The 22,979-nt window shown below is 65.6% G+C and carries 16 protein-coding genes; 6 read left to right on the forward strand and 10 right to left on the reverse strand.

Annotated features, from left to right (window positions below; genetic code table 11):
- Window positions 1-39 precede the first annotated feature (39 nt).
- Window positions 40-2,058 (reverse strand): oxidoreductase, encoded by a 2,019-nt coding sequence (locus tag AC5Y5W_RS23605; RefSeq protein WP_500013557.1) that lies wholly within the window; start codon window positions 2,056-2,058, stop codon window positions 40-42.
- Window positions 2,055-2,600: a PadR family transcriptional regulator gene (locus AC5Y5W_RS23610; RefSeq protein ID WP_500013555.1), complete on the reverse strand. Its 546-nt coding sequence runs from the start codon at window positions 2,598-2,600 to the stop codon at window positions 2,055-2,057. The genes AC5Y5W_RS23605 and AC5Y5W_RS23610 overlap by 4 nt, the downstream gene beginning before the upstream one ends.
- 153 nt (window positions 2,601-2,753) lie before the next feature.
- Between AC5Y5W_RS23610 and fdxA the strand changes: the two genes are divergently transcribed.
- Together fdxA and dapC are read left to right on the forward strand one after the other, a co-directional pair.
- On the forward strand, window positions 2,754-3,080 hold the full coding sequence (fdxA, locus tag AC5Y5W_RS23615) for a ferredoxin (protein WP_500013553.1): 327 nt from the start codon (window positions 2,754-2,756) through the stop codon (window positions 3,078-3,080).
- A gap of 23 nt (window positions 3,081-3,103) precedes the next feature.
- A complete protein-coding gene (dapC, locus tag AC5Y5W_RS23620; RefSeq protein WP_500013551.1) occupies window positions 3,104-4,189 on the forward strand; it encodes a succinyldiaminopimelate transaminase in 1,086 nt (361 codons plus the stop codon).
- A gap of 10 nt (window positions 4,190-4,199) precedes the next feature.
- Here the strand turns inward: dapC and AC5Y5W_RS23625 are convergent, their stop codons facing one another.
- Window positions 4,200-5,042 (reverse strand): GmrSD restriction endonuclease domain-containing protein, encoded by an 843-nt coding sequence (locus AC5Y5W_RS23625; protein WP_500013563.1) that lies wholly within the window; start codon window positions 5,040-5,042, stop codon window positions 4,200-4,202.
- Between the two features lie 166 nt (window positions 5,043-5,208).
- Between AC5Y5W_RS23625 and AC5Y5W_RS23630 the strand changes: the two genes are divergently transcribed.
- Both AC5Y5W_RS23630 and AC5Y5W_RS23635 read left to right on the forward strand, forming a co-directional pair.
- Window positions 5,209-6,981 carry an acyl-CoA dehydrogenase family protein gene (locus AC5Y5W_RS23630; protein WP_500013549.1) on the forward strand — a complete coding sequence of 591 codons (1,773 nt, stop codon included), beginning with the start codon at window positions 5,209-5,211 and terminating at the stop codon, window positions 6,979-6,981.
- The gene (locus AC5Y5W_RS23635) at window positions 6,978-9,308 is read left to right on the forward strand and encodes an APC family permease (RefSeq protein ID WP_500013547.1); all 2,331 of its coding nucleotides are present in this window, start codon (window positions 6,978-6,980) and stop codon (window positions 9,306-9,308) included. Before AC5Y5W_RS23630 ends, AC5Y5W_RS23635 begins: the two co-directional genes overlap by 4 nt.
- Window positions 9,309-9,314: 6 nt before the next feature.
- On the opposite strand, the gene AC5Y5W_RS23640 is transcribed toward AC5Y5W_RS23635, so the two are convergent.
- Window positions 9,315-10,772, reverse strand: coding sequence for a flavin-containing monooxygenase (locus AC5Y5W_RS23640; protein WP_500013545.1), 1,458 nt, complete (start codon window positions 10,770-10,772; stop codon window positions 9,315-9,317).
- Between the two features lie 95 nt (window positions 10,773-10,867).
- On the reverse strand, window positions 10,868-12,232 hold the full coding sequence (locus AC5Y5W_RS23645; protein WP_500013543.1) for an HNH endonuclease signature motif containing protein: 1,365 nt from the start codon (window positions 12,230-12,232) through the stop codon (window positions 10,868-10,870).
- Between the two features lie 242 nt (window positions 12,233-12,474).
- Between AC5Y5W_RS23645 and AC5Y5W_RS23650 the strand changes: the two genes are divergently transcribed.
- Window positions 12,475-13,725 (forward strand): alpha/beta hydrolase fold domain-containing protein, encoded by a 1,251-nt coding sequence (locus AC5Y5W_RS23650; protein WP_500013561.1) that lies wholly within the window; start codon window positions 12,475-12,477, stop codon window positions 13,723-13,725.
- Window positions 13,726-13,835: 110 nt separating this feature from the next.
- Here the strand turns inward: AC5Y5W_RS23650 and AC5Y5W_RS23655 are convergent, their stop codons facing one another.
- From AC5Y5W_RS23655 to AC5Y5W_RS23670, 4 genes are read right to left on the reverse strand one after another with little or no spacing between them, the layout of a single operon-like run.
- Window positions 13,836-14,924 (reverse strand): PDR/VanB family oxidoreductase, encoded by a 1,089-nt coding sequence (locus tag AC5Y5W_RS23655; protein ID WP_500013541.1) that lies wholly within the window; start codon window positions 14,922-14,924, stop codon window positions 13,836-13,838.
- Window positions 14,921-16,669 carry an SDR family oxidoreductase gene (locus AC5Y5W_RS23660; protein ID WP_500013539.1) on the reverse strand — a complete coding sequence of 583 codons (1,749 nt, stop codon included), beginning with the start codon at window positions 16,667-16,669 and terminating at the stop codon, window positions 14,921-14,923. Before AC5Y5W_RS23660 ends, AC5Y5W_RS23655 begins: the two co-directional genes overlap by 4 nt.
- Window positions 16,669-17,589, reverse strand: a complete 921-nt coding sequence (locus AC5Y5W_RS23665; RefSeq protein WP_500013537.1) for a metal-dependent hydrolase — start codon at window positions 17,587-17,589, stop codon at window positions 16,669-16,671. Before AC5Y5W_RS23665 ends, AC5Y5W_RS23660 begins: the two co-directional genes overlap by 1 nt.
- 47 nt (window positions 17,590-17,636) lie before the next feature.
- On the reverse strand, window positions 17,637-20,876 hold the full coding sequence (locus tag AC5Y5W_RS23670) for a thioester reductase domain-containing protein (RefSeq protein ID WP_500013535.1): 3,240 nt from the start codon (window positions 20,874-20,876) through the stop codon (window positions 17,637-17,639).
- 701 nt (window positions 20,877-21,577) lie between these two features.
- On the opposite strand from AC5Y5W_RS23670, the gene AC5Y5W_RS23675 reads away from it, so the two are divergent.
- Window positions 21,578-21,868: a hypothetical protein gene (locus AC5Y5W_RS23675; protein ID WP_500013533.1), complete on the forward strand. Its 291-nt coding sequence runs from the start codon at window positions 21,578-21,580 to the stop codon at window positions 21,866-21,868.
- Between the two features lie 21 nt (window positions 21,869-21,889).
- On the opposite strand, the gene AC5Y5W_RS23680 is transcribed toward AC5Y5W_RS23675, so the two are convergent.
- Window positions 21,890-22,891: a diacylglycerol kinase family protein gene (locus tag AC5Y5W_RS23680; RefSeq protein WP_500013559.1), complete on the reverse strand. Its 1,002-nt coding sequence runs from the start codon at window positions 22,889-22,891 to the stop codon at window positions 21,890-21,892.
- Window positions 22,892-22,979 lie beyond the last annotated feature (88 nt).

Below are 22,979 nucleotides of genomic sequence, written 5' to 3' on the forward strand. Positions count from 1 at the left end.
CGTCGTACGGGGACACGCACGCTCGCGGCAGAGGCGGGGCTACAACCGCGCGGCCAGCTCGGTGCCCTGGCGGATCGCGCGCTTGGCATCCAGCTCGACGGCCAGGGCTGCCCCGCCGATGATGTGCGGGTCCACGCCGCGGTCCCGCAGCCCCTCTTCGAGGTCACGTACCGGCTCCTGGCCCGCGCAAACGACGACATTGTCCACCGCGAGCAGCTGTGGGCGCCGCCGGTTCGGCCCGAAGCTGATATGCAGGCCATCGTCGGTGATGCGTTCGTAGTTGACCTCGCAGAGTTGGTGCACGCCTTTGGATTTCAGCGACGCTCGGTGGACCCAACCACTGGTCTTGCCCAGCCCTTTGCCCTGCGGGCCCTTGCTGCGCTGCAGCAGGTAGACCTCGCGCGCCGGCGGCGCAGGAATCGGCGTGGTCAACCCGCCGCGGCCGTCGTGCGGGTCGGCCACACCCCATTCGGCCTTCCAGTCCTTGAGGTTGAGCGTGGGCGAGCAATCGGTGACCAGAAATTCGCTGACGTCGAAGCCGACACCGCCGGCGCCGATCACCGCGACGCGCTTGCCGACCGGTTTTGCGCCGCTGATGGCCTCGGCATACGTCAGCACCATCGGATGGTCGATGCCGGGGATCGCCGGGACCCGCGGCGCCACCCCGGTAGCCAGTACGACGTCGTCATAGCCGGCCAATTCGTCGGCCGACACCCGGGTGCGCAGCCGCACCGTGACGCCGTGCCGGTCCAGCATTGCCCTGAAATACCGGATGCTTTCGTTGAATTCTTCCTTGCCGGGAATCCGCCGGGCGAGGTCGAATTGGCCGCCAATAACGGCACCGGCCTCGAACAAAGTGACGGCGTGGCCGCGCTGCGCGGCGTTGACGGCGGTGGCCAGCCCGGCCGGGCCGGCCCCGACGACCGCCACCGAGCGGGCGTGCCGCGTCGGCGACAGCACCAACTGTGTCTCGTGGCCGGCTCGCGGATTCAGCAGGCACGACACCTTTTTGTGCACGAACGCGTGATCCAGACATGCTTGGTTGCACGCGATGCAGGTGTTGATCTCGTCGGCGCGATCGGCAGCGGCTTTGAGCACCCACTCCGGGTCGCTCAGCAGCGGTCGCGCCATCGAGATCAGTGCGACGTCAGTGTCGGCCAGGATCTGCTCGGCGGCCTGCGGCATGTTGATCCGGTTGGAGGCCACCACCGGAATACTGACGTGTCCGGCGAGGGCATGGCTGATGTCGACGAACGCGCCGGCCGGCACCGAGGTGACGATCGTCGGTATCCGCGCCTCGTGCCAGCCGAAACCGGAATTGATCAGAGTAGCGCCAGCGGCTTCGACTTCGGTTGCCAGCGCGAGGGTTTCGTCCCAACTCTGGCCGTCCTCGACGTAGTCGGCCAGCGACATGCGGTAGCAGAGGATGAAATCGGGGCCGACGGCTGCGCGGGTCTGGCGGACGATCTCCACCGGGAAGCGGCGGCGCTTCTCCGGTGTGCCGCCCCAGTCGTCGGTGCGCTTGTTGGTCCGTGGCGCCAGGAACTGGTTGACCAGATAGCCTTCGCTGCCCATGATTTCCACGCCGTCGTAACCGGCTTCGCGCGCCAACGCAGCGCAGCGGACAAAGTCTGCGATCGTGCTCTGGACGGCGCGGGACGATAACGCACGTGGCCGAAACGGATTGATCGGCGCTTTGATCGACGAAGCGCTCACCGACAGTGGGTGATACGCATAGCGTCCGGCGTGCAGGATCTGCAGCAGGATCTTGCCGCCGGCGTCATGCACGGCACTGGTGATGCGACGGTGGCGGCGTGCCTGCGCAGAGGAAACCAACTCCGAGGCGAACGGCAGCAACCACCCGGTCCGGTTGGGTGCGTAACCGCCGGTGACGATCAGGCCGACACCGCCGCGGGCGCGCTCGGCGAAGTACTCGGCGAGCCGGTCTATGTGGTGCGACCGGTCTTCCAGCCCGGTGTGCATCGATCCCATGACGACCCGGTTGTGCAGCGTCGTGAAGCCGAGATCCAACGGAGACAACAGGTTTGGATACGTCATAGCGCTTTCGTCACCTCGTCGAGCCAATCGATCGCGCTCTCCTCGGCGCGGATGCCGCCGCGCAGCACCAGGTACTGATGAAGTGCGGTGCCGCGTAACGCGGACGGATCGGGAAACTGGGATTTCTCGAATCCGCGGTAGGTGTCCAATAATTCGGCATGCTCGGCGCGCAGCGCTGCGATCTGGGCCCGCAGCGCCGACACGTCGCCATAGGCCGCGCCGCGCAGTTTGACGGCGACATCACGGGTTCGGGTGTCGGACAACGCACTGCCCCGCCCCGCCAGCGGTTCGGCGATCCAGCGGGCCAATTCTGCGCGTCCGGCATCGGAGACCGTGTAAACCTTCTTGTCCGGCCGCCCCTGCTGGGCCACCGGCGTCACGCGCACCCAGCCGTCGTCCTCCATCGCCCGCAGGGTGCGGTAGATCTGCTGATGGGTGGCGGTCCAGAAATACCCGATCGAGCGCTCGAATCGGCGCGCCAACTCGTAGCCGGAGCCGGACTGTTCGGACAGAGACACCAGGATCGCGTGCGGCAATGCCACTCGGGCAGCATAGGAGCGACAGGCCTCAATATGCAACTAGTTGCACTGCACCTAGGCGCATAGTGGGTGGCGGTAAGTTGCTTTGTATATGCAACGTCTAGTATCAGTAACCAACAGGTCCGCGTCATTGAACAGCACATGGAGGAGACCTTCGTGACGTACACGATCGCCGAGCCCTGCGTCGACATCAAAGACAAGGCATGCGTCGAGGAGTGTCCGGTCGACTGCATCTATGAGGGTGCCCGGATGCTGTACATCCACCCTGACGAATGCGTGGACTGCGGCGCCTGCGAGCCGGTCTGCCCCGTCGAGGCCATCTACTACGAAGACGATGTGCCCGAGCAGTGGAGTAACTACACGCAGCTCAACGCCGACTTCTTCGAGGAGCTCGGATCACCGGGCGGTGCGGCCAAGGTCGGCATGACCGAGAACGACCCGCAGGTGGTCAAAGATCTGCCGCCACAGGGCGAGGACGCCTGAGCGAGATCACTCGCCGGCGGCCGGTGTCGGCGTCGTTGCCGGTGTTCCCCTGGGACACCCTCGATGAAGCGCGCGCGCTGGCCAACGCTCACCCCGGCGGCATCGTCGACCTGTCCGTCGGCACCCCAGTCGACCCGGTGGCGCCGCTGGTCCGCGAGGCCTTGGCCGCGGCCAGCGCGGCGCCGGGCTACCCCACCACTGCCGGCACTCCCCGGTTGCGGCGATCGGCCGTCGACGCGCTGAGCCGCCGCTTCGGCGTCACCGGATTGACCGAGGCGGGCGTGCTGCCGGTGATCGGCACCAAAGAGCTCATCTCGTGGCTGCCGACGCTGTTGGGGTTGGGCGCAGCCGATTTGGTGGTGGTGCCCGAGCTGGCCTATCCCACCTACGACGTCGGTGCCCGGCTGGCCGGGACGGAAGTGCTGCACGCTGATTCGGTGTTTCAACTGGGCTCGCAGTCGCCGGCGCTGGTGTATGTGAACTCGCCGAGCAACCCCACCGGCCGGGTGCTCGGAGCAGACCAGCTGCGGACCGTCGTCGAGTGGGCCCGTGAACGCGGCGCGCTGGTGGCGTCCGACGAGTGCTACCTCGGTCTGGGCTGGGACGCCGCGCCACTGTCGATTCTTCATCCGTCGGTGTGCGACGGCGACCACACCGGTCTCCTGGCGCTGCATTCGCTGTCCAAGAGTTCCTCGCTGGCCGGTTACCGGGCCGGTTTCGTCGCAGGAGACCCGCTGGTGGTCGGCGAACTGCTGGCCGTGCGCAAACATGCCGGGATGATGGTGCCCACGCCCGTGCAGGCGGCGATGGTCGCGGCGCTCGACGACGACGGTCACGAGCGCGAGCAGCGCGACTGCTACCAGCGTCGGCGCAGCGCGCTGCTGCCCGCGTTCCGCTCGGCCGGCTTCACCGTCGACCATTCCGAGGCCGGGCTGTATCTGTGGGTGACCCGCGGCGAGCCGTGCCGGGACACCGTGGCATGGCTGGCAGAGCGCGGCATCCTCGTCGCACCCGGCGAGTTCTACGGCCGCGGCGGCACCCGCCATGTGCGGGTGGCGCTCACCGCCACCGATGAACGGATCGCCGCCGCGGTTGCGCGGCTGGGTTAGGCCCAGCCCGCTACTCGCAGGCGACGCCGTCGCTGTCGCCGTCGAGCCCCGGCCGATATCCCGGTTCGCCGATGTGTAACGGCGCCGCGCCGGCGGCCCGGGCGGCTTTACAGTTCGGGTAATAGACCGACGACGGTGCAGCCGCGGGCGCAACTGGGGCGATCGAGGTTGCGTCGACGGACCCATCGCAGCTCGCCAGAATCCGGTCCATGGCATCGTGCTCTGCCTGGGTGACCCAGACCCCGTAGGCGGCTTTGACGTCGACGATCCGCGACACGTAGGTGCACCGGTAGGACTTGTTGGGTGGCAACCACGTTGCCGCGTCGCCGTCGCCTTTCTGCTCGTTGGCCGGCCCGTCGGTGGCCTGAAGGTTGCGCGGGTCGTTGGCGAAGTTGCGGCGCTTGTCCTCGTCCCATTGCTGGGCGCCCTTCTGCCACGCATCCGACAACGCCACGATGTGATCGATCTGCACCTGCCGGGAGGTGTCCTGGCCACGTTGGAACGCGATCGTCGTGCCGGTGTAGGGATCGTTCAGCGTCCCGGCCAGCACGACGCATCCGTGCGTTCCCGGTTTGATCGTGCTGTCCATCAAGTCGCGGCGCAGCATGTCGTTTCGGGTGTCGCAGCCGTTGTGGCCGTCGGCCACCGTCACGTCGTCGCTCCACCGCTGCCCGAACAGGTCGCGGTTGTAGCCGGTCTTGGGTGCACGCCCCTTGATGGCCAACGAGTCGAGCTTCGCCGAGGTGTCTGCCTCGACACCAGGAGCCCCCGCGGGCCGGTTCGGAACGGGCGACGGCACCTGCGTCGACGGCAGCGCCAGCACTGGCGGACTGGAGGCGTTGCCGAGCGTCATAAGGCCGATCACGATCAGCGCACCGATGACCGCTCCGGCAGCCTTGACCGGATACGACTGTTTCACCACAGCAGCCTCTTTAGTCACGTCGAGGGATCGTGGCGGAGGCTATCAGCTCTTGGCTGTTGCGAGGCTCAATTCCAGCGCCGTGTAATACCGTCACACCATGACCCAGTACGACCTGGAGGCCGTGGACCGGTTGCCGTTCGCCACGCCCGAGAAGTCCGACCGGTACCGCACGGAGAACTACCGAGGAGCCGTCGGGCTCAACTGGTACAAAACCGATCCGAGCCTGCAGTTCACCATGGCCTCTTACCTGCAGCCCGATGCATTGGCCGTCGCCGAAAAGCACCTGACACGCATCGGCGAACTGATGGGCGGACCGGTGGCGCGGTGGGCAGAGGAGACCGACCGCAACCCGGCGCGGCTCGAGCGTTACGACCGTTGGGGACATGACGTCAGCAACGTGCTCCAGCCGACGTCGTTCACCGAGTCCAAACGCGCGGTCCTGGACGCGAACCAGGCTCTCAAAGACGACGCCCGAAAAGCCGGTGTCAACCCGTCGCTGCCGTTGTTCGCGGCCAACTATCTGCTCAACCAGGCGGACATCGGGATGGGCTGTGCGCTGGGCACCGGCGGCGGCATGGTCAAGTCACTGGTCGCGGCGTACGCGCCGGCCGACGTGCGCGAGCACGTGCTGGCCAAATTCGAGACCGGCGAGTGGGAGGGCGAGACCGCGCAACTGTTGACCGAGCGCACCGGCGGCTCGGACCTCGGCGCGCTGGAGACGACGGCTCGGCGCACCAGCGGCGACAGCTGGCTGCTCAACGGGTTCAAGTGGTTCGCATCCAATTGCGACGGCCAGGTCTTCGTCGTATTGGCCAAACCCGAAGGGGCGCCCGACTCCAGTCGTGGGGTGGCCACCTTCCTGGTGTTGCGGACGCGGCGCGACGGGTCGCGCAACGGCGTGCGCATCCGCCGACTGAAGGACAAGCTCGGCACCCGCTCGGTGGCCTCCGGTGAGGTCGAGTTCGTCGACGCCGAAGCGTTTTTGCTCTCCGGCGAACCGCCCGGCGAAGGCTCGCACGACGGCAAGGGGCTCGGCCGGATGATGGAGCTGACCAATGCCGCGCGGCTGGGCATCGCCTTGTTTGCGGTCGGCAACGCCCGCCGCGCGCTGGTCGAGTCACTCTGTTATGCCCGGCGAAGACAGGCGTTCGGCGACGCGCTCATCGACAAGCCGTTGATGCGCCGCAAGCTGGCCGAGATGATCGTCGACGTCGAAGCCGCCCAGGCGATGGTTTTCGACGGCACCGGCGCCGTCAACCATCGCCAGCCCAGACCGGTGCGTCAGCGCATCGCGGTGCCCGTCACCAAGCTCAAGGTTTGCCGGCTCGGCATCACCATGGCCTCGGATGCGATCGAAATCCACGGTGGCAACGGCTATATCGAGTCCTGGCCGGTGGCACGGCTGCTGCGCGACGCACAGGTCAACACCATCTGGGAGGGCCCGGACAATATCCTGTGCCTGGACGTGCGGCGCGGCATCGAGCGCATCGAAGCGCAGACGCCGCTGCTCGAGCGGCTGCACGATGCGGTGTCGGTATCGGACGACGACGACACGACGCGGTTGGTATCACGCCGTGTGGAGGACCTCGACGCGGCGATCACCGCCTGGACCAAACTGGACGGCGGGGTGGCCGAAGCACGGCTGTTCCCGCTCACCCAGTTCATGGGCGACGTCTACGCGGGCGCCCTGCTCGTCGAGCAGGCAGCCTGGGAGCGGGAATCCCGTGGGGCGGAACGCAAAGCGCTGGTCGCCCGGTTGTACGCCCAGCGCTATTTGGCCGACCGCGGCCCGCTGCGAGGAATCGACGCCGAGGGAGACGAGGCGATCGAGCGGTTCGACGAACTCGTCGATGGCGCCCTGGTCACGTGACGACACCGGCTCGCCCGCTGCGCATCCCGCTGTCGATCGGCGACGTGGGCAAGCGTCTCTTCCTCGGCAAACCCTTGATCACCGAGGAGCTGAGCTCCGAGCGGCTATCGAATCCCGTTGCGCTCGGCGCTCTTTCACCCGACGCGATCTCGTCGACCGCCTACGGGCCAGAGCAGATCCTGGTGGAGCTGCTGCCGCATGCCGGACTGGCCGCCTTCGTGCTGTTGCTCCCGATCACCGGCGTCATCCTGCTGATACTGGTGTTGGTGGCCGCGTCCTATCGCCAGGTGGTGATGGCCTACACCCGGGCCGGCGGCTCCTACGTGGTGGCCCGGGAGAACTTCAGTCCACGGGTCGCCCAGGTCGCCGCCGCTGCACTGCTGATCGACTATGTGGTCACGGTCGCGGTGCAGTCAGCGGCGGGGACGGTTGCGGTGGTCTCGGCGATCCCGTCCCTTGGCCCCTACAGCCTGGAAATCACTGTCGGCGTGGTGATCGCCATCTGTTATGCGAATCTGCGCGGATTGCGGGAAGCAGGACGGCCGTTCGCGGTGGCCACCTACTCCTTCGTGATCATGATCACGCTGACGATTGTCACCGGTGTGGTGCGAAAGATCTTCTGGGGATTACCCGTTTACGATTCTGAGCATCTTGCCGGGGCGGTCCCGGTCCACCACACCAACGGGCTGGTGATGGGTGCGACGATTCTGGTGTTGCTACGCGCGTTCGCCAACGGCGGATCATCGTTGACCGGGGTGGAGGCGATCTCCAACACGGTCAATGTCTTTCGTAAGCCGCAGGGCCACAACGCGCGCCGGGTGCTCACCGCCATGGCCTGCATCCTCGGTTTCTTACTGGCCGGTGTCGCCTATCTCGCCCACGCCACGCATGCCACTCCCTACCTTGACGAGTATCCGTCGGTGCTCTCGGAGGTGGCTCGTGCGGTATTCGGCAACGGACTGCTCGGGCACGGGCTATATCTGCTCGTGCAGACCGCGACCGCCACCATCCTGTTCACCGGCGCCAACGGCAGTTTCAACGGTTTCCCTGCGCTGGCCAGTTTTGTTGCCGAGGACCGCTTTCTGCCGCGTCAGCTGATGAAACGTGGTCACCGTCTGGTGTTCTCCAACGGCATCATCGCGCTCACCGCGCTGTCGGTGGCGCTGCTGATCGTGACCGGCGGTTCGGTCAACGCGCTGGTGCCGTTTTACGCGATCGGGGTGTTCACCGGGTTCTCGATGGCCGGCTACGGAATGACCAAGCACCACCTGACGCACCGGCAGACCGGTTGGCGTCATAAGTTGGCGATCAATCTTTCCGCGGGAATCCTGTCGACAGTGGTGGTGGGCATCTTTGCGGTGGCGAAATTCACCGAGGGCGCCTGGATGGTGGTGGTGGTCTTCCCACTGCTGGTGTTCGCGTTGACCCGTCTGAACCGCGAATACCGCGCCGAGGCAGCCATTCTCGAGATGTTTCGCACCGACCGACCGGAATTGGTCAAATACGCCCGTCACCGGGTGTTCGTCTTCGTGAACTCCGTCGACCTTGCGGTCATCGAGGCGCTGCGATATGGCCGGGGATTGCGGTCCGACGAGCTGATCGCGGTACATTTCATGGTCGACGCTGCTCTTGCCGCGCAGTTACGCAAACGGTGGGAACACTTCGATCTCGACACCCGGCTGCGGGTGGTGGACTGCCCGGACCGGCAGATCACCCGCGCCGCACAGGTACTGGTTGCCAAAGCCGGCAACGAACACCCCGATACCAACGTGACGGTGCTGTTGCCGCGCCGCACGTACGCGCCGCTGCTGGGACGACTGCTGCACGACCGCACCGCCGACAAGATCGCCCGGGCCGTCAGCCGCATCCCGGACGCGGCCGCGACGATCGTCCCCTACGACGTGCAATCCCGGATCAGGGACGCCTTTCCTGACTCGCTCGAGCAGCGCATCGCGCGCGAGGTCGACAAGCTGCAGGCGCGGGTGTCACGCGGTGAGCAACAGAATGTCGACGACTACGAGCATCCGGAGCGGCCGTCGGCGGTGATCGCCGTGGAGGGCTTGATTCCCGGGCAACGCGCCACCATCGAAGGACGGGTCAGCCAGGTCGAAGACATCGCCAAGCGGCGACGGACGTTGCGGTGGATCGTAGTCGGTGACGACAGCGGCGACGTCCGCGTCACGTTCCGTCCCGGGGGAGGAGGCGCCGACATCCAGCCGGGACAACTGTTGCGCATCACCGGGAAAGCGCGGCAGAGCGGCAACGGGCCGGTGTCAATGGTCGACCCGAGGTACGTCGTGCTGGAGCAGCCGGAGGAAGTGCACTAGCCGCCGTCACGTGGTGAGGTAATCCTCGTCGCGGAGCCGGGTCAACATGCCAGTGAGGCGTCTGCGGGTGAACGGCCAGAGGTCGATGTGGTTGTCATCGGCGAAATACCAAGAGTTGCAACCAGAATTCCACACGGTCGGCACCATCGCTTCGGTGACGTCGTCGGCGAACCGGTTGGTGGCTTCCTCGGTGACTTCAACCGTCACGATTTCTCCGACGCGGAATCGCCGCAGCCATTCAATGATGTAGCGGGCCGTCAATTCGGCGACGAGTTGCATTGACATCACGCCGGTCGGTGAGTTGGGGCCCATGACCGTAAATAGGTTGGGGAATCCGGGGATCGCCGTCATCGCCCAGGCGCGGGGGCCCTTTTCCCACGCGTCGTCGATGGACAGTCCATCGCGGCCGCGCAGGTTCATCGGGCGCATGTAGTTGTGCGCCTGGAAGCCGGTGGCCAACACGATGACGTCGAGGTCGTGCTGGACACCGTCCGCAGTTCGTAGGCCGGTCTCGGTGATCTCGGTGATGGGCTCACTCACGAAACGAGCGTTGGGGCGGCAGATCCGTCGGTAGTAGTCGCCGGAAACCACCTGCCTCTTGCAGAATGGTTGATATTCAGGGGTGAGTCGGGCACGAAGGTCCTTGTCCCGCACCAACACCCGAAGACACAACCGCGCATAGCCTTGGGCCAGTCGTCGCCGCCAAGTCTGCCGGGTCACTAAGTCGACGAATTGGTCGGAGCCGAGGCGCTGCGCCCAGTCGACCGTTCGCTCAAAGCGCGGTAGTGCCCGCAGCAGCCGGCCGACTAGGCGTGGTTGGCGCAGTCGCATCGGCATCCAGGTCACCCACTGAGGCGTGCGTGCAAAATGAGTGATCTGTGCCGCGTCGGGTTGCAGCGCGGAAAAGACTTGAACGCCGGTCGATCCGGTGCCGATCACCGCGATACGTTTGTCCACAGTATCGGTGTCGGTCCAACGGGCTGTGTGGATAACGGGTCCGGTGAAGGAGTCCAAGCCAGGAATGTCCGGGATGAACGGGTGGTGCAGGACGCCGGTAGCGGCCACGACGAAGTCGGCGTCGATCTCATCACCGCCGGCCGTGGACACCCGCCATCGGTTGCCGACGAAGATCGCCGAAGTGACCTCGCATCCCAATTTCACCTGTTGGTCGAGTTGGAGGCGCTCGAGGACATCGCGGTGGTATTGCTGGATCTCCTCGCCGGTGGCCCATACATGCTTCCAGTCGGGTTTCGGCAAAAATGCGAATTGGTAGGCGTATGACGGTATGTCGCATCGCAACCCGGGGTAGCGGTTCCAATGCCAAACCCCGCCGACGTCGGAACCCTTTTCGAGGATCACGAAGTCATTGAAGCCAGCTTGCTTGAAGGTGTGGGCGGCGGCGATCCCCGCCATGCCGGCCCCGATGATCACGATGCGAGGTTCCCGTTGGCGAGTTTGGGTCATCACGCTGCTCCGAACACAATGCCGACCAGTAATGCATTGGGTATTCGAACCCTATGCTTGCCGCGGCCGAGCCCGCAACCCTAGTTCGGCGCTGGCTACGGCACCTCATCGTCGTCTGCCCGGAGCAGTCTTTCGGGGTGGTGAAATCTGTTAGTTCTCGGTTGGCCGTGGTCCAGGTGGGATGGTGGAATCCATTGGGTATCACCGTTTTTGAGTTTGCGGGTTTTCCAGCCGCCGGAGGTGACCAGTTTGTGGTGCGGTCCGCAGGCCAGGGTGAGATCGTCGATGTCGGTTTCGCGGCATTGGGCGTAGTCGGTGACATGGTGGACTTCGGTGAGGTAGCCGGGCACATCGCAGTTGGGGAACGTGCAGCCGCGGTCCTTGGCGTAGAGCACGATGCGCTGACCGGGGGAGGCCAGGCGTTTGGTGTGGTAAAGCCCGATGGCTTTGCCGTTGTCGAAAATCGACAGGTAGTGATGAGCGTGGGCGGCCAGCCGAATCACGTCGATCATGGGTAGCAGGGTGCCGCCGCCGGTGAGGGCTTTGCCGACGCCGGCTTCGAGTTCTTGGAGGGTGGTGGAGACGATGATGGTGGCCGGTAGGCCGTTGTGTTGGCCCAACTCACCCGACGCCAACAGCGCGCGACAGGCAGCGTTGAGCGCGTCGTGGTTGCGTTGGCCGGTGCTGCGGGTGTCGCGCTCGATCGCCTCCTGCGACGGGGTGCCGCTCACACATGGGGCGGGGTCGTCGGGGTTGCACATGCCCGGAGCGGCCAGCTTGGCCAACACCGCGTCGAGGGTGGCGCGGGCCTCGGGGGTCAGATATCCGGTGATCGGGCTCATCCCATCGACGTCTTGTTTACCCAAGATCAGGCCGCGCCGCCGTGCCCGATCATTGTCAGTGAAATCGCCGTCAGGGTTCAGACAGTCGGTGAGTCGGTCGGCCAACTTGCTCAAGTCATCGGGGCGATGCTCGCCGGCCAGCTGCGCTAGGTGGGCTTCGGCGCGCTGGCGGGTCTCTACATCCACCGCGTCGGGCAGCCGGTGAAAAAAGCTGCGGATCACCGCCACATGCCCGGCCCCGATACGTCCGGCACGCTGCGCCTCGGCCGTCGCGGGCAGCAGCGGCTCCAACGGTTCGCCGGTGATGGCGCGGCGCGGCCCCAGATCGGCGGCCTCACCGATACGCCGCGAGGCGTCCGCACGGGTGATCTGCAACCGCTCCGCCAACGCAAACGCCAGCTTGCCACCCAGCTCGGCTTCGTCGGCCTGCTCGCCGAGCTGGTTGATCAGCGGATGTTCGACGGCGGGCAGCTGGCGGCGCAGCGTTTCGGTGCGCTGCAGCAGGGTCAGCCGCTCGGGAGTGGTCAGCCCGTCAAAGCACAGGTCCTGGGCGCGTTTGAGGTATGCGGACAGCCCGTCGAAGACCTCGTCGATCTCTTCCCGGCTACTCGAACGCATGTTTGAATAGTACCGCTGGGCACCGACAACAATCCGCGAGACGGGACCACTGAAGCCACAGTGGCGGAAGTGGTTTCAGTGGTTTGAGAGGTTTCACTCGTTGGTTGGCGCGGATCGTGTCATGGCGGGCCCCGAGACCGCCAGCAACCGTGGATCTGTGTCTCAGGTTGTCGGGGTCCCCCCACTCATCAATGAACAGACCAGCGGGTGGTTAAGTGATTTGCGCCGCCGACCGAAGGACAATTGTGAAGCGATTGCTCGCCGTACTGGCTCCGCTGACCGGACTGGCATTCACGCTCAACGGGTACCAGCCGCTGAGCAAGCGAGGCTATCCCTCGCTGTTTGCGTTCGGCTACGGAGTGTTCGCGTCGGAGCTTCCGCTGCCAATCGTGGGCAGCCAGGCGACGCTGCTGGCCGCTGCAACCCGCTGGCTCACTCCGCGGCTGCGCTGGTTCGCCTGGCTGGTATCCGCGTTGTCATGGCTGGGCCTGGTGGGGCTGCATCGCATCGGCCGTCAAGCTGACCGGCCACTGACCGCCGCTCTGGACGCGGGACTGGGCGTGGGCCGTCGCACCGACTCGGGTGACTTGTGGAAGCTGCCGGCCGGCGCGGGCACCGCCAAAACCCCCGGTCTGCTCCGGATGATGCGGGTCTACGGCGACTATGCGCACGACACCGACATCAGTTACGGCCCTTATGGCTCGCGCAACCACCTCGACATCTGGCGGCGCCCCGATCTGGACCCGAATGGTCGGGCACCGGTGCTGTTGCAGGTTCCCGGCGGCGCGTGGATGGTGGGCAGTAAACGGCAACAGGCCTATCCGTTGATGAGCCATCTGGCAGAGCTGGGCTGGGTGTGTGTCGCGATCAACTACCGCCTTAGTCCGCGCTCGACGTGGCCCGACCACTTGATCGATGTCAAACGTGCATTGGCCTGGACCAGGGAGCACATCGCGGAATACGGCGGCGACCCTGACTGGATCGCGATCACGGGCGGCAGCGCGGGGGGGCACCTGTCCGCGCTGGCGGCGGTCACGGCGAATGATCCGCAGTTTCAACCCGGTTTCGAGGGTGCCGATACCAGCGTGCGGGCAGCGGTCCCGTTTTATGGCGTCTACGACTTCACCGCAACCGATACGTCGATGCACCCGCTGATGGTGCCGTCACTGGCCAAGTACGTGTTCAAACTGTCGCGCAACGAGACCGTCGATGCATTCCGTGCTGCCTCACCGATCAGCTGTGTTTCGCAGGACGCGCCACCGTTTTTCGTGCTGCACGGACGCAATGACTCGCTGATCCCGGTCGAGCAGGCCCGCGCCTTCAGCTCGCGGCTGCGTGAAGTCAGCCGCAACCCGGTGGTCTACGCCGAATTGCCGTTCGCACAGCATGCTTTCGATATCTTCGGGTCCGCGCGTGCCGCACATGCGGCGGTGGCCGTCGAGCAGTTCCTCGGTGAAATCTATAGCCGCGCGGAAATCCGGCAAGCAGGTTGATCAGGTTGATCAGCCGGCGACCCGCGGCGCCCGGCTTCGCCAATTGTGGCGACCCGCCGCGCCCGGCTCCGCCGCGCTCGCGATCGCCACGGCCGCGCTTGCGATCGCCGCTAGGCGTCGATCACGACGCGGTCGCTTTTCGCTCGCGACACGCAGACTAGCATCTCGTCCTCGCCCTCGACGGTGCGCCCGCGGCGATCGACGTCTCCGGCCAGTACTTTGACCTTGCAGGTCCCGCAAAACCCTTGCTGGCACGAATACGCGGTCGTGCGGTCGTGGTCGAGCATGACGTCGAGCGCCGACCGGTTGCCCGGAATGCTGAGCACCCGTCGCGAGCGCGCGAGCTCCAGCTCGAACGGGACGCCATTGACGACTGGCGGCGGGCTGAACCGTTCGTAGTGCAGTGGCGCATTGGCATGTTTGTCGCGCGCGGTGCGCACCGAGTCCAGCATGCCGGTCGGACCGCACACGTAGACAGCCGTCGTGGGTCCGGCGTCGGCAAGCAACTCCTCCGCGGTGGCGAACCGGCCACGCTCGTCGTCGGCCCATACCGTGACCCGATCCGGCGCCACTGCCACCACCTCGTCGAGCAGTGGCATGTACTGGCGGCTACGCCCGGCATATACGGCGCGCCAATTGATTCCGTGCTGCGCAGCCAGCTGGATCATGGGCAGGATCGGCGTCACCCCGATGCCGCCGATCACGAACAACACCTCACGTTCGTCGGTGACAAGGTAGAACGCGTTGCGCGGGCCTTCGAAAACCAGGGTGTCGCCGACGTCGAAAGCGTCATGCATCTCGATCGAACCGCCACCGCCGTCGGCGATCCGGCGCACCGCGATCCGGTAGTCGGTGCGCCGCCCGGGCGGCCCACACAGCGAGTACTGCCGGCGGCGTTGTGAGGACAGCCGAACGTCGATGTGCGCGCCGGGCGTCCAGGACGGCAGCAATCCACCGTCGGGATCAGTCAATGTCAAACCGACGACGTCGGGTGAAAGCAAGTGGCGTTCGGTGATTACCGCGGTGTTGGCGCGCTGCACCGGCGATACCCGCGATGGCGTCCAGCGCGACGCCGACGCGAAGCCGCCGAACAGTGCGCCCACGCCGACCAGCGCGGTGTAGATTCGGTCGCGCTTCCGGCGGCCGTAGAGGTCTTGCGGTCTACTGGCCCAAACGCTCTGCGTCGCTTTGTCTCTCATGTCTGCCTGATGTCGAATCGCGCGACCAGCCGGACCAGCGAGGGGCTGATGCGCCGCATGGCGTAACCGATGCGGGACTCGGCCGCGATCGGCAGTACCGGCGACCCGGTCCGCACGGACTTGACGATCGCCTTCGCGACGGCCTCCGGCGTGTAGTTGCGCCGCCGGTAAGCCGCGTCGGCCTTCTGCCGGGCCCGCTCTTGCGCGTCGGCCGACATACCGGCGTAGATGGTGCTTTTGGCGATGTTGGTGTTGACGAAACCCGGGCACACCGCTGTGACCGTGATGCCGTCGTCGGCGAGGTCCGCGCGCATCGATTCGCTCAACGCCAACACCGCAGCCTTGGTGGTTCCGTAGGCCACCATGGATTTCGACGGCAGAAACGCCGCCGCCGACGCGATGTTGATGATCGTGCCGCCCTGGCCGCGCTCGACCATCTGATCGCCGAACGCCCGGCTGCCGTTGATGACGCCGCGCACGTTGACTCCGATAATGGTGTCCCACTGCTCCGACGTTGTCTCCAGGAACCGGCCCGCCATCGCGATGCCGGCATTGTTGACCAGGATGTCGACCACGCCGTGCTTGTTGTGTACTTGGGCGGCAAGGTCGTCCATCGCCGCTTCGTCGGTGACGTCGAGCTGATAGACCGCGGCCTCGGCGCCGGCCGCCCGGACCATCTCTGCAGAGTCGTTGGCAGCAGCGTGATCTCGGTCGGCGAGCACGACGGTGGCTGCGCCCTGACGGGCGAACTCCACCGCGGTGGCCCGGCCGATCCCGGAGCCCGCTCCGGTCACCAGTACGAGTTTGCCGCGCACGTCACGACGGCCGGCGCCGGCAACGGATTGCCCAACCGGAGCTGCGCCCTCGGTGACCAAGTCGACCCACTCGCTGGTCAGCCGGGCGATGACGTCGGGACGCGAGCTGACCACCCAGTGTCCGCCCTCGATCGTGATGACCCGGCTGCCGTCCGGAATTGCGCCGGTGAACCGTTGCAGAGGAGGCGACACGAAATAGTCCTTGCGCGGTACGAGTACCTGCACCGGGACGCGGGTCTGCGGCAACTGCTCGCCGGGGGACAGCAGCGGTCCAGGCATGTTGGCGCGGTACAGGTTCAGGCCATTGAGGTAGTCGTGTGTCGATCGAGGCACCGCACCACGTTGGCTGCGGGTGCTTGATCGGCCGATACGCGCAACCGCCTCAAACACTTTCGCCGTCGCCCGGGACCGGATCGCCAGCTCCGGGGCGCCCGGGCACAAGAAGAACCAGATGTAGGTCGAGGCCAGGAATTGCCTGGCGACATCGGCGACGGCCCGTGGTGTACGCGCCGACCGCAGAAACCTGCCCGCGTAATTCAGGTGCGGCCCCGAGATGGAGGTGAACGAGGCGATCTTGCCCATCACCGACTCGTCGGTGACCGCCGCCCAGGCCTGGATCGACCCCCAGTCGTGGGCCAGCAGGTGAACCTCGTCGACCCCGAGGCTGTCGATCACCGCGCCCGTGTCCGAAACAAGTTGGGGCAGACGATATCCCGACCGGTCAGCCGGCGCGGACGATTCACCGATGCCGCGCACGTCGTAGGCCACAACGTTGTATCGGTCCGTAAGGTGCTGCGCCACCCCGTCCCAGACATGGTGGTTATCCGGGTAGCCGTGAATCGCCAGGATGGTTGGGCGTCGCTGATCGATATCGGTGTAGGCGTGGACCGCCAGCGAAACGCCGTCCGAGGCGGTGATGGTGTGAGTCATCAGTGCGAGGCGCGGGCAGCAGGTGATCGAGCCAGGTAGTCGACCGCTCGACCGACCCCGCCCAACTGGGACGGATGAAAACCAGGCGTGTAGTAGGCGAGGATGACGCGCAGGAATTCGAATGGTCCTGGCACCAAACCCCGGCGTGCCGCGCCGAAGTAATCGCGCCAGCGTGGCTTGCTGCCGGGCGGCATGTACGGGTCGACCGAGTACATGAACCGCACGCCGCGAACGAACAACCACAGCATCGCCGGCGTCACCAGCAGCTGGGTACGTACCTGTCGCCAATACCCGCCACGTAGATGCTTCATCGTGTCGAACGCGACCGCTTTGTGCTCAACCTCTTCGGCGCCATGCCAACGCAGCAGGTCCAGCATCACCGGATCGGTGCCGAGGGCGTCGTGCTGAGGTGTGTCGAGAATCCATTCACCCAGGATCGCGGTGTAGTGCTCGAGGGCCGCCACGATCGACACCCGCTCCAACAGCCAGCTCTGCTGTCGCCGGCGGCTCCACCGGGGCCGGTCACCGACGAGTTTGTTGAACAGCCAGCGGATTTGGTCGGTGAACGGTGTCAGGTCGACGCCCTTGGCCGCGAAGTGCTCGGCCACGCCCGAATGTGCTTGGGAGTGCATGGCTTCCTGGCTGATGAAGCCCTGCACGTCCAGCCGCAGTTGGTCGTCGCGGATCAGCGGCAACGACTTCTTGAACACGTCGACGATCCACTCCTCGCCCGCCGGCAGCAGCAGGTGCAAGACGTTGCAGAAGTGGGTGGCGAAGGGCTCGTTGGGCACGTAATAGAACGGCAGTTTCACCCAGTCGAACTCGACGTCACGAGGCTGAAGCACGAGTCGCTCGTGATCGAGCGCGGCTCCGCCACGAGAATAGTGCGGACCGGCTGCCTGGTCATCGACGGTAAACATCGTGAACCCCTTGCCTCAACATCCTGATACTTAAATCTAGACGGCGGTCAGGCGCTGCACTGCGCCTCGGCCTCCGACTCGGTGATCAGACGCTCTTGCCGCAGGAACTGCACGAGGTGGTCGACCGTGTCGGTCAGCGCCGGCTCCCGTAGCCGAGCCTTGGCCAGTGCCCGAGCGTACTGGTATTGGGCGTTGTCATAGCGCTTGTCCTTCATCGCCGAGATCTTGTCGGCCGAGCGGGTCAGGAAATCGGCCAGCGGATACAGCGAATCGCGTGGACCGCACCGCTGATTCACCTGCTCGGTGAAGGACGCGATGTCGTGGTAGTCGAACCGGTAGCCGTACCGCTCGGACAGGATCCGGGTGACGTCCATCAGGTTGTAGTAACCATCCGCGGTCATATTAAAGACACCGGAGACCGTGTCATCCTTCGGCAGACCCATCAGCGAGACGATGTGTTCGCCGATCAGGTCGGCCGGCAGCAGGCTGATCTGGTTGTACGCTTCGGCGGCGATGCCGTGCTGGATCATGAACGCCGTGAGCCGCACCAAGATGTCCTCCTGGCTGCCGAATCCTGCGCTGGTCGGAGAGATCAGCGACGGCCGGTAGATGCGCACGTCGAGGCCCTTCTGCTGGGCGGCCAGCGTGAGCTGCTCGGCGACCCACTTCGTCTGCGAGTAACCGAAATCCAGCCCGCTCATCTCCGTGTTCGCGTCCCACTCGCCGACCACCGGCAGGGTGCTCCAGCCGTAGATGAACGTGCTGGAGACCAGGTGGAAGGCCTTGCGGTGGCTAGTCATGGCCAGCCGAAGCAGGTCCCGGGTACCGAGCACGTTGGCGGGCCGCAGGCCGTCGTAGGTCCGCACATAGTCGACCAGCGCGCCGTTGTGCACGATCGCATCGACGTTGTCGGCCAGTCGACGGAACTCCGCCTCGCCGATGCCGAGGTTGGGTTCGGCCAGGTTCCCGCAGACCACGTTCACCCGCGACCGGACGTCGGCTTCGAGCTCCGGTGACCATAGTTGAGCTCGACGCAACGACGCGAGGATCCGGTCCAGTCCGTGTGCCGCATCGGTAGCGCGGACCAGCGCGTGGACGGTGTAGGCCGTCTGGCCGAGCAGGTTGCTCAGCAGGAACGGTCCCAGGAACCCGGTAGCGCCGGTGAACAGGATGTCGGTGGGCGCGCCCGGCCGCGCCGGCGGAAGCTCCGGCAACGGCAGCTGCGCGTCGGCGCGCATCTGCTGGGCCTCGTACGCCTCATACTCAGCCGAAATCTGATCCAGCTGTTCCCGCACGGCTTGGAGCGGCAGTTCGGACCCCTCACCGAACTGCCGCATGAGCTGGAAGAACTCGGCGACCGTCAGCCGCTGAAGCAGGCGCGTGTTGACCTCGTCGGCCAATTCGCCCGCACCGTGCTCTTCCAGAAGACGTTGCAGGTCAGTGCGGAGCTCCGCCAACGTCAGCGAGTCGATACCGAGATCGGCGAACGAGCAGTCCTCGTCCCCGGTCAGGTCATAGCTCTCGACGAGATAGCGGAAACGATCCAACGGACCCGCGTCGGTGTCCAGGCCCTCCTGGGCCGGACTGGTATAGCTGGCCAACACGCGCAGCTCGCCGCTGCGCCAAAGCTTGCGGGTCTCGGCCCGCCTGATCTTCCCCGACGTTGTCTTGGGAACGCTGCGCTGCGGCGCGAACACGATGGTGTGCGGATCGATGTGGCATTGCCTGCGGATCGCTCGAGCCATGGCCTTGCCGTCCGGAAGCTTGTGCTCGTCCCGCACTTCGGCGACCACGGCCAACACCTCTTCGTCGTCGCGCTCGACCGCGAAGGCGGCGACGCAGCCTCTGCGGATCTCGGCGGCCTGTTCGACGACCACCTCGATGTCGCTGGGGTAGGAGTTGACGCCGCGGACGATGATCAGGTCCTTGGTCCGGCCGCAGCAGAACAGCTCACCTTCATAAAGGAAGCCGAGATCGCCGGTGCGCAGGTAGGTGTGCTCGGCATCGCCCACGATGCGCGCTCCGAAGGTCTCTTCGGTCTTGTCGGGGCGGCGCCAATAGCCGCCTCCCTTGGACGGGCCGTCCACCCAGATCTCGCCGATCCGGCCCTCGCCCAGGTCCTGGCGTGACTCGGGGTCGACGATGCGGACGACGTTGCTCGCCAGCGGCTTGCCGCAGCTGACGACCGGGGCCTGGTTGCTGTTCTCGGGCAGGGCCTTTTCGATCCGGACGACGTTCTTGTCCAGTGCGCGCTTGTTCAGCGCCAGGGTCTGGCGGCCCTTGAGCGACACGCACAAAGTGTTTTCGGCCAAGCCATGCGCGCCGGTCAGCGCGCTGGGCTCCAGACCGTAGGGCGCGAACCGCTCCCGGAAGCGGGTGAAGCTCTTGGCTCGCAGCGGCTCCGCCCCGACCACGATGCACTCGAGGCTGCTCAGGTCGATTCCCTCCAGCTCAGAGCTGGGCAGCTTATCCTCACGCAGGCAGTACTCCAGCGCGAAATTCGGCGCCGGTGTGTGGGTAGCGTGCACCTGACTGATGAGCCGCAGCCACGACGACGGCCGAACAAGAAAGTCCGCCGGCGACATTGCATGGGTGCTGCCGCCGAGGACAAGGACGAAGAAGTACGCCGAGATCAAGCCCATGTCGTGATGCTGGGGGAGCCAGCTGACGCACACCAGTTCCTCGTTGTCGAAGCCCGCGCTATTGGCGATGGCGTTCGCGTGGCTGACGATCACGCCCTTGGGATCGTTGGTGGAGCCCGAGGTGTACTGCAGGAACAGCACTGGATTCGGCGTATTCGGCACGGGCCCGCCGCCGAAGTCCTGCGCGCTATCCGTCGCGTACCAGGGCAGCTCAGGGGGGTGGACCGCGTCGGGCCAGGCGGTTTCTGGGTTGCCGACTAGGGATCGGAAGTCGTATTCGAACTGCTTGGTCGACAGCACCGCCTTGGCCTGGCAGTCGCGCGCGATGTAGCTGAGCTTTGCGAGCCCCGCTTCGAAAGCCATCGGCAGCGGAGGGCTGACCGGCACGGCGATCACGCCGATGCGTGCGCAGGCGTACAAAGCTGCCACCATTTCCAAACCTGGCGGGTAGACCAGCAGCGCCCGGTCTCCTTTCCGAAGACCGGCCTCTGCGTACAGGTAGGCGGCCAGCTCACGCGTCCGCTCGGCGAAGCTGTGGTAGGTGTACTGCTCGAGTTCGTGACCGTCGACGTCGACGAACCGGTAGAGGGTCTGGTCTGGCTTGCGCGCTTCCCACATGTCCAAATAGTCGATAAGCGTCTCCATCGCAGGAGCACCCCTCTCTACGTCAGTCCTAGCCGAGATCATCAGAACAACTGTTTTTACCGGAATCGGTAAACCCGATCGTAGCGCGGTCAGCGTATCTCAAGCAAAGCCCGTGAAGGCTTTTTCCTTCTTGCACAACAACCTCACAGGATGCGTACAGCTATCAAAGAAGTTGCATTCTCAGAGAGGCTTGTGTGCCCAGTAGCCCAGTAGCGGATGATGTACTGAGACGATGTCCGTAGGTACTGCGATCAGTACCTCAGTAAAGTATGATATCGCTTTAAACTGCCTAAACATGTGATACGTAGATACTGAGATACGCGTTTCCGGACATCCGTATTCCATGACCGTCCCGCGGCCCGGGCGCCGCGGCATCAGAAATTGCAATAAATTTGGAGGCCATTCAAACAGCTCGTTGGCAAACATCAAATACAGCGACAGCGCGCATACTTGCCTCAATCGGTTCGTCGTCCAGCAATCATTCCCAGGCCAACGGGCAACGCGTCATCCGGCGTAGCGGGCGTGAGCGGAGGGCGGCGCTCTGGGCGAGACGGTCGGCGAGCCGGCGGGGCGGGTAGACCGCTCGCCGGCCATGGCGTCGTCGGCGGTCGAACCAGCGGGCGGACAGTTCATGATCTCCGCATCTACTGAGACTGATATACTGACATACTGAAATCTTCAGCCGAACGTAAGGGCCCACGATGAACCACGCTGACGGTGAACGGTCCCACCCGCGATTGACGGCCGCGGCCGCCGCCGCGCCGACCGAGCGCTTCTCCGTCGGCCGAGCGCGCGTTCAAAAGACTCGCCGAACGGTCGACCTCTCACCCGCCCAGCACCGGGCCCTCGATCGCTGGCAGCGGGACGCCGCCGACCGGCTCGGATTCGCGCGCGTCACCGGCCAAGAGGTTCTCGCCGCACTCGTCGACCAACTGCTGGCCGACCCCAAACTCGCCGCTCAGATCACTCGCACCATCCAGACCCGGCGGTGACGCCGGCGAATTAGCGGTGCGTCACGCCTTGGTCGTTACCTGGGCGACGCGGATCCTCGGTCCGGCGTGGGCCACCAGCTTGACGATGCCGGTGAAACGCTCGCCGTCGATGATCGGTGACAGCGGCTCGTCCTCGGCCTCGATGATCATCTCTCGACCGTTGACATCGCGTACCCGGCTGCCTCTGATTCCGCCGTTGGTCAGGGCCGCGGGAAGCTGCACGATGATTCGGGAAGGCGAGGTCTCCCCGGCTTGGAAATGCAGCGCACCGGGTTCGGAGGCCTTCGGAAAGAGCCGGAACGGACCGCCGATCCGAAGGTCGATCGCACCGGCGTGCAGCAACCGGTGTGTTCGTGTCGGGACCTCCTCGCCGTCGATCACGACGCGGGCGTGCGTGGGAGCGAACAGATGCGACGCCCAGTTGGTCCGGTCGGAGTGGCCGGGCGCAACCTTGGAGGTTACGTAGTCGCCTAACGTGTGAGCGATCGTTCGTGCGACGGCCGTTCGGTTGTGGTCTGGATTGGCGTAGTACTTGTCGTAGAACCGATTGCCCAGACCTCCGGCCGCCAGCCCGAAGCAAATCCGGTGAAACGCCGCGCCGTCCTCGGTCTCACCGTCGAGTTGCAGTGTGTCGAGGCGGCATTCGGGCGGCGGCTGGTCCTTCGCCGCGGCGGCCGCCAGCGCCCGGACAATCGCATCGGCGCGCCCCCGCACCCGCGCCTTGCGCGCGACGGCGTTGACGCTGCCGCCGTTGGTCGGCACGAAGGTCGGCCAGCGTTCCGGATCGGCGATACAGTCCTGGACTTCGTTGACCAACCAGTGCAGTGCGCCGTCACCGCCGTCGCCCACGAGATGGCTGACCCGCGGATGCAGCTCCGCCATGGTCTTGTGGAGATCCTCGATCGACGCGGTTTCGTGCACCTCGCCCCACGGGCCGAGGATGCGACGCAGTTCGGCGCTGCGAGCACCCGCCACACCCCGGTTCCTGCGTGCTTGCGGATTGACGATGACGCCTAGATACATCCGCCCAGGTCGGGCTCCGCGCGTCATCCCAGCACGATACCCGCGGTATCCCGGGCTCGGACGAGCCCATGACCGGTGTCACAGGCCA

It is taken from the genome of Mycobacterium sp. NGS51 (assembly GCF_059812525.1).

Excerpts from the sequence above, each read along its gene's own strand:
- AC5Y5W_RS23605 (WP_500013557.1), bottom strand. The coding sequence starts at position 2,058 with ATGACGTATCCAAACCTGTTGTCTCCGTTGGATCTCGGCTTCACGACG.
- AC5Y5W_RS23625 (WP_500013563.1), bottom strand. The coding sequence starts at position 5,042 with ATGACGCTCGGCAACGCCTCCAGTCCGCCAGTGCTGGCGCTGCCGTCG.
- AC5Y5W_RS23630 (WP_500013549.1), top strand. The coding sequence starts at position 5,209 with ATGACCCAGTACGACCTGGAGGCCGTGGACCGGTTGCCGTTCGCCACG.
- AC5Y5W_RS23640 (WP_500013545.1), bottom strand. The coding sequence starts at position 10,772 with ATGACCCAAACTCGCCAACGGGAACCTCGCATCGTGATCATCGGGGCC.
- AC5Y5W_RS23645 (WP_500013543.1), bottom strand. The coding sequence starts at position 12,232 with ATGCGTTCGAGTAGCCGGGAAGAGATCGACGAGGTCTTCGACGGGCTG.
- AC5Y5W_RS23655 (WP_500013541.1), bottom strand. The coding sequence starts at position 14,924 with ATGAGAGACAAAGCGACGCAGAGCGTTTGGGCCAGTAGACCGCAAGAC.
- AC5Y5W_RS23660 (WP_500013539.1), bottom strand. The coding sequence starts at position 16,669 with ATGACTCACACCATCACCGCCTCGGACGGCGTTTCGCTGGCGGTCCAC.
- AC5Y5W_RS23665 (WP_500013537.1), bottom strand. The coding sequence starts at position 17,589 with ATGTTTACCGTCGATGACCAGGCAGCCGGTCCGCACTATTCTCGTGGC.
- AC5Y5W_RS23670 (WP_500013535.1), bottom strand. The coding sequence starts at position 20,876 with ATGGAGACGCTTATCGACTATTTGGACATGTGGGAAGCGCGCAAGCCA.
- AC5Y5W_RS23675 (WP_500013533.1), top strand. The coding sequence starts at position 21,578 with ATGAACCACGCTGACGGTGAACGGTCCCACCCGCGATTGACGGCCGCG.
- AC5Y5W_RS23680 (WP_500013559.1), bottom strand. The coding sequence starts at position 22,891 with ATGTATCTAGGCGTCATCGTCAATCCGCAAGCACGCAGGAACCGGGGT.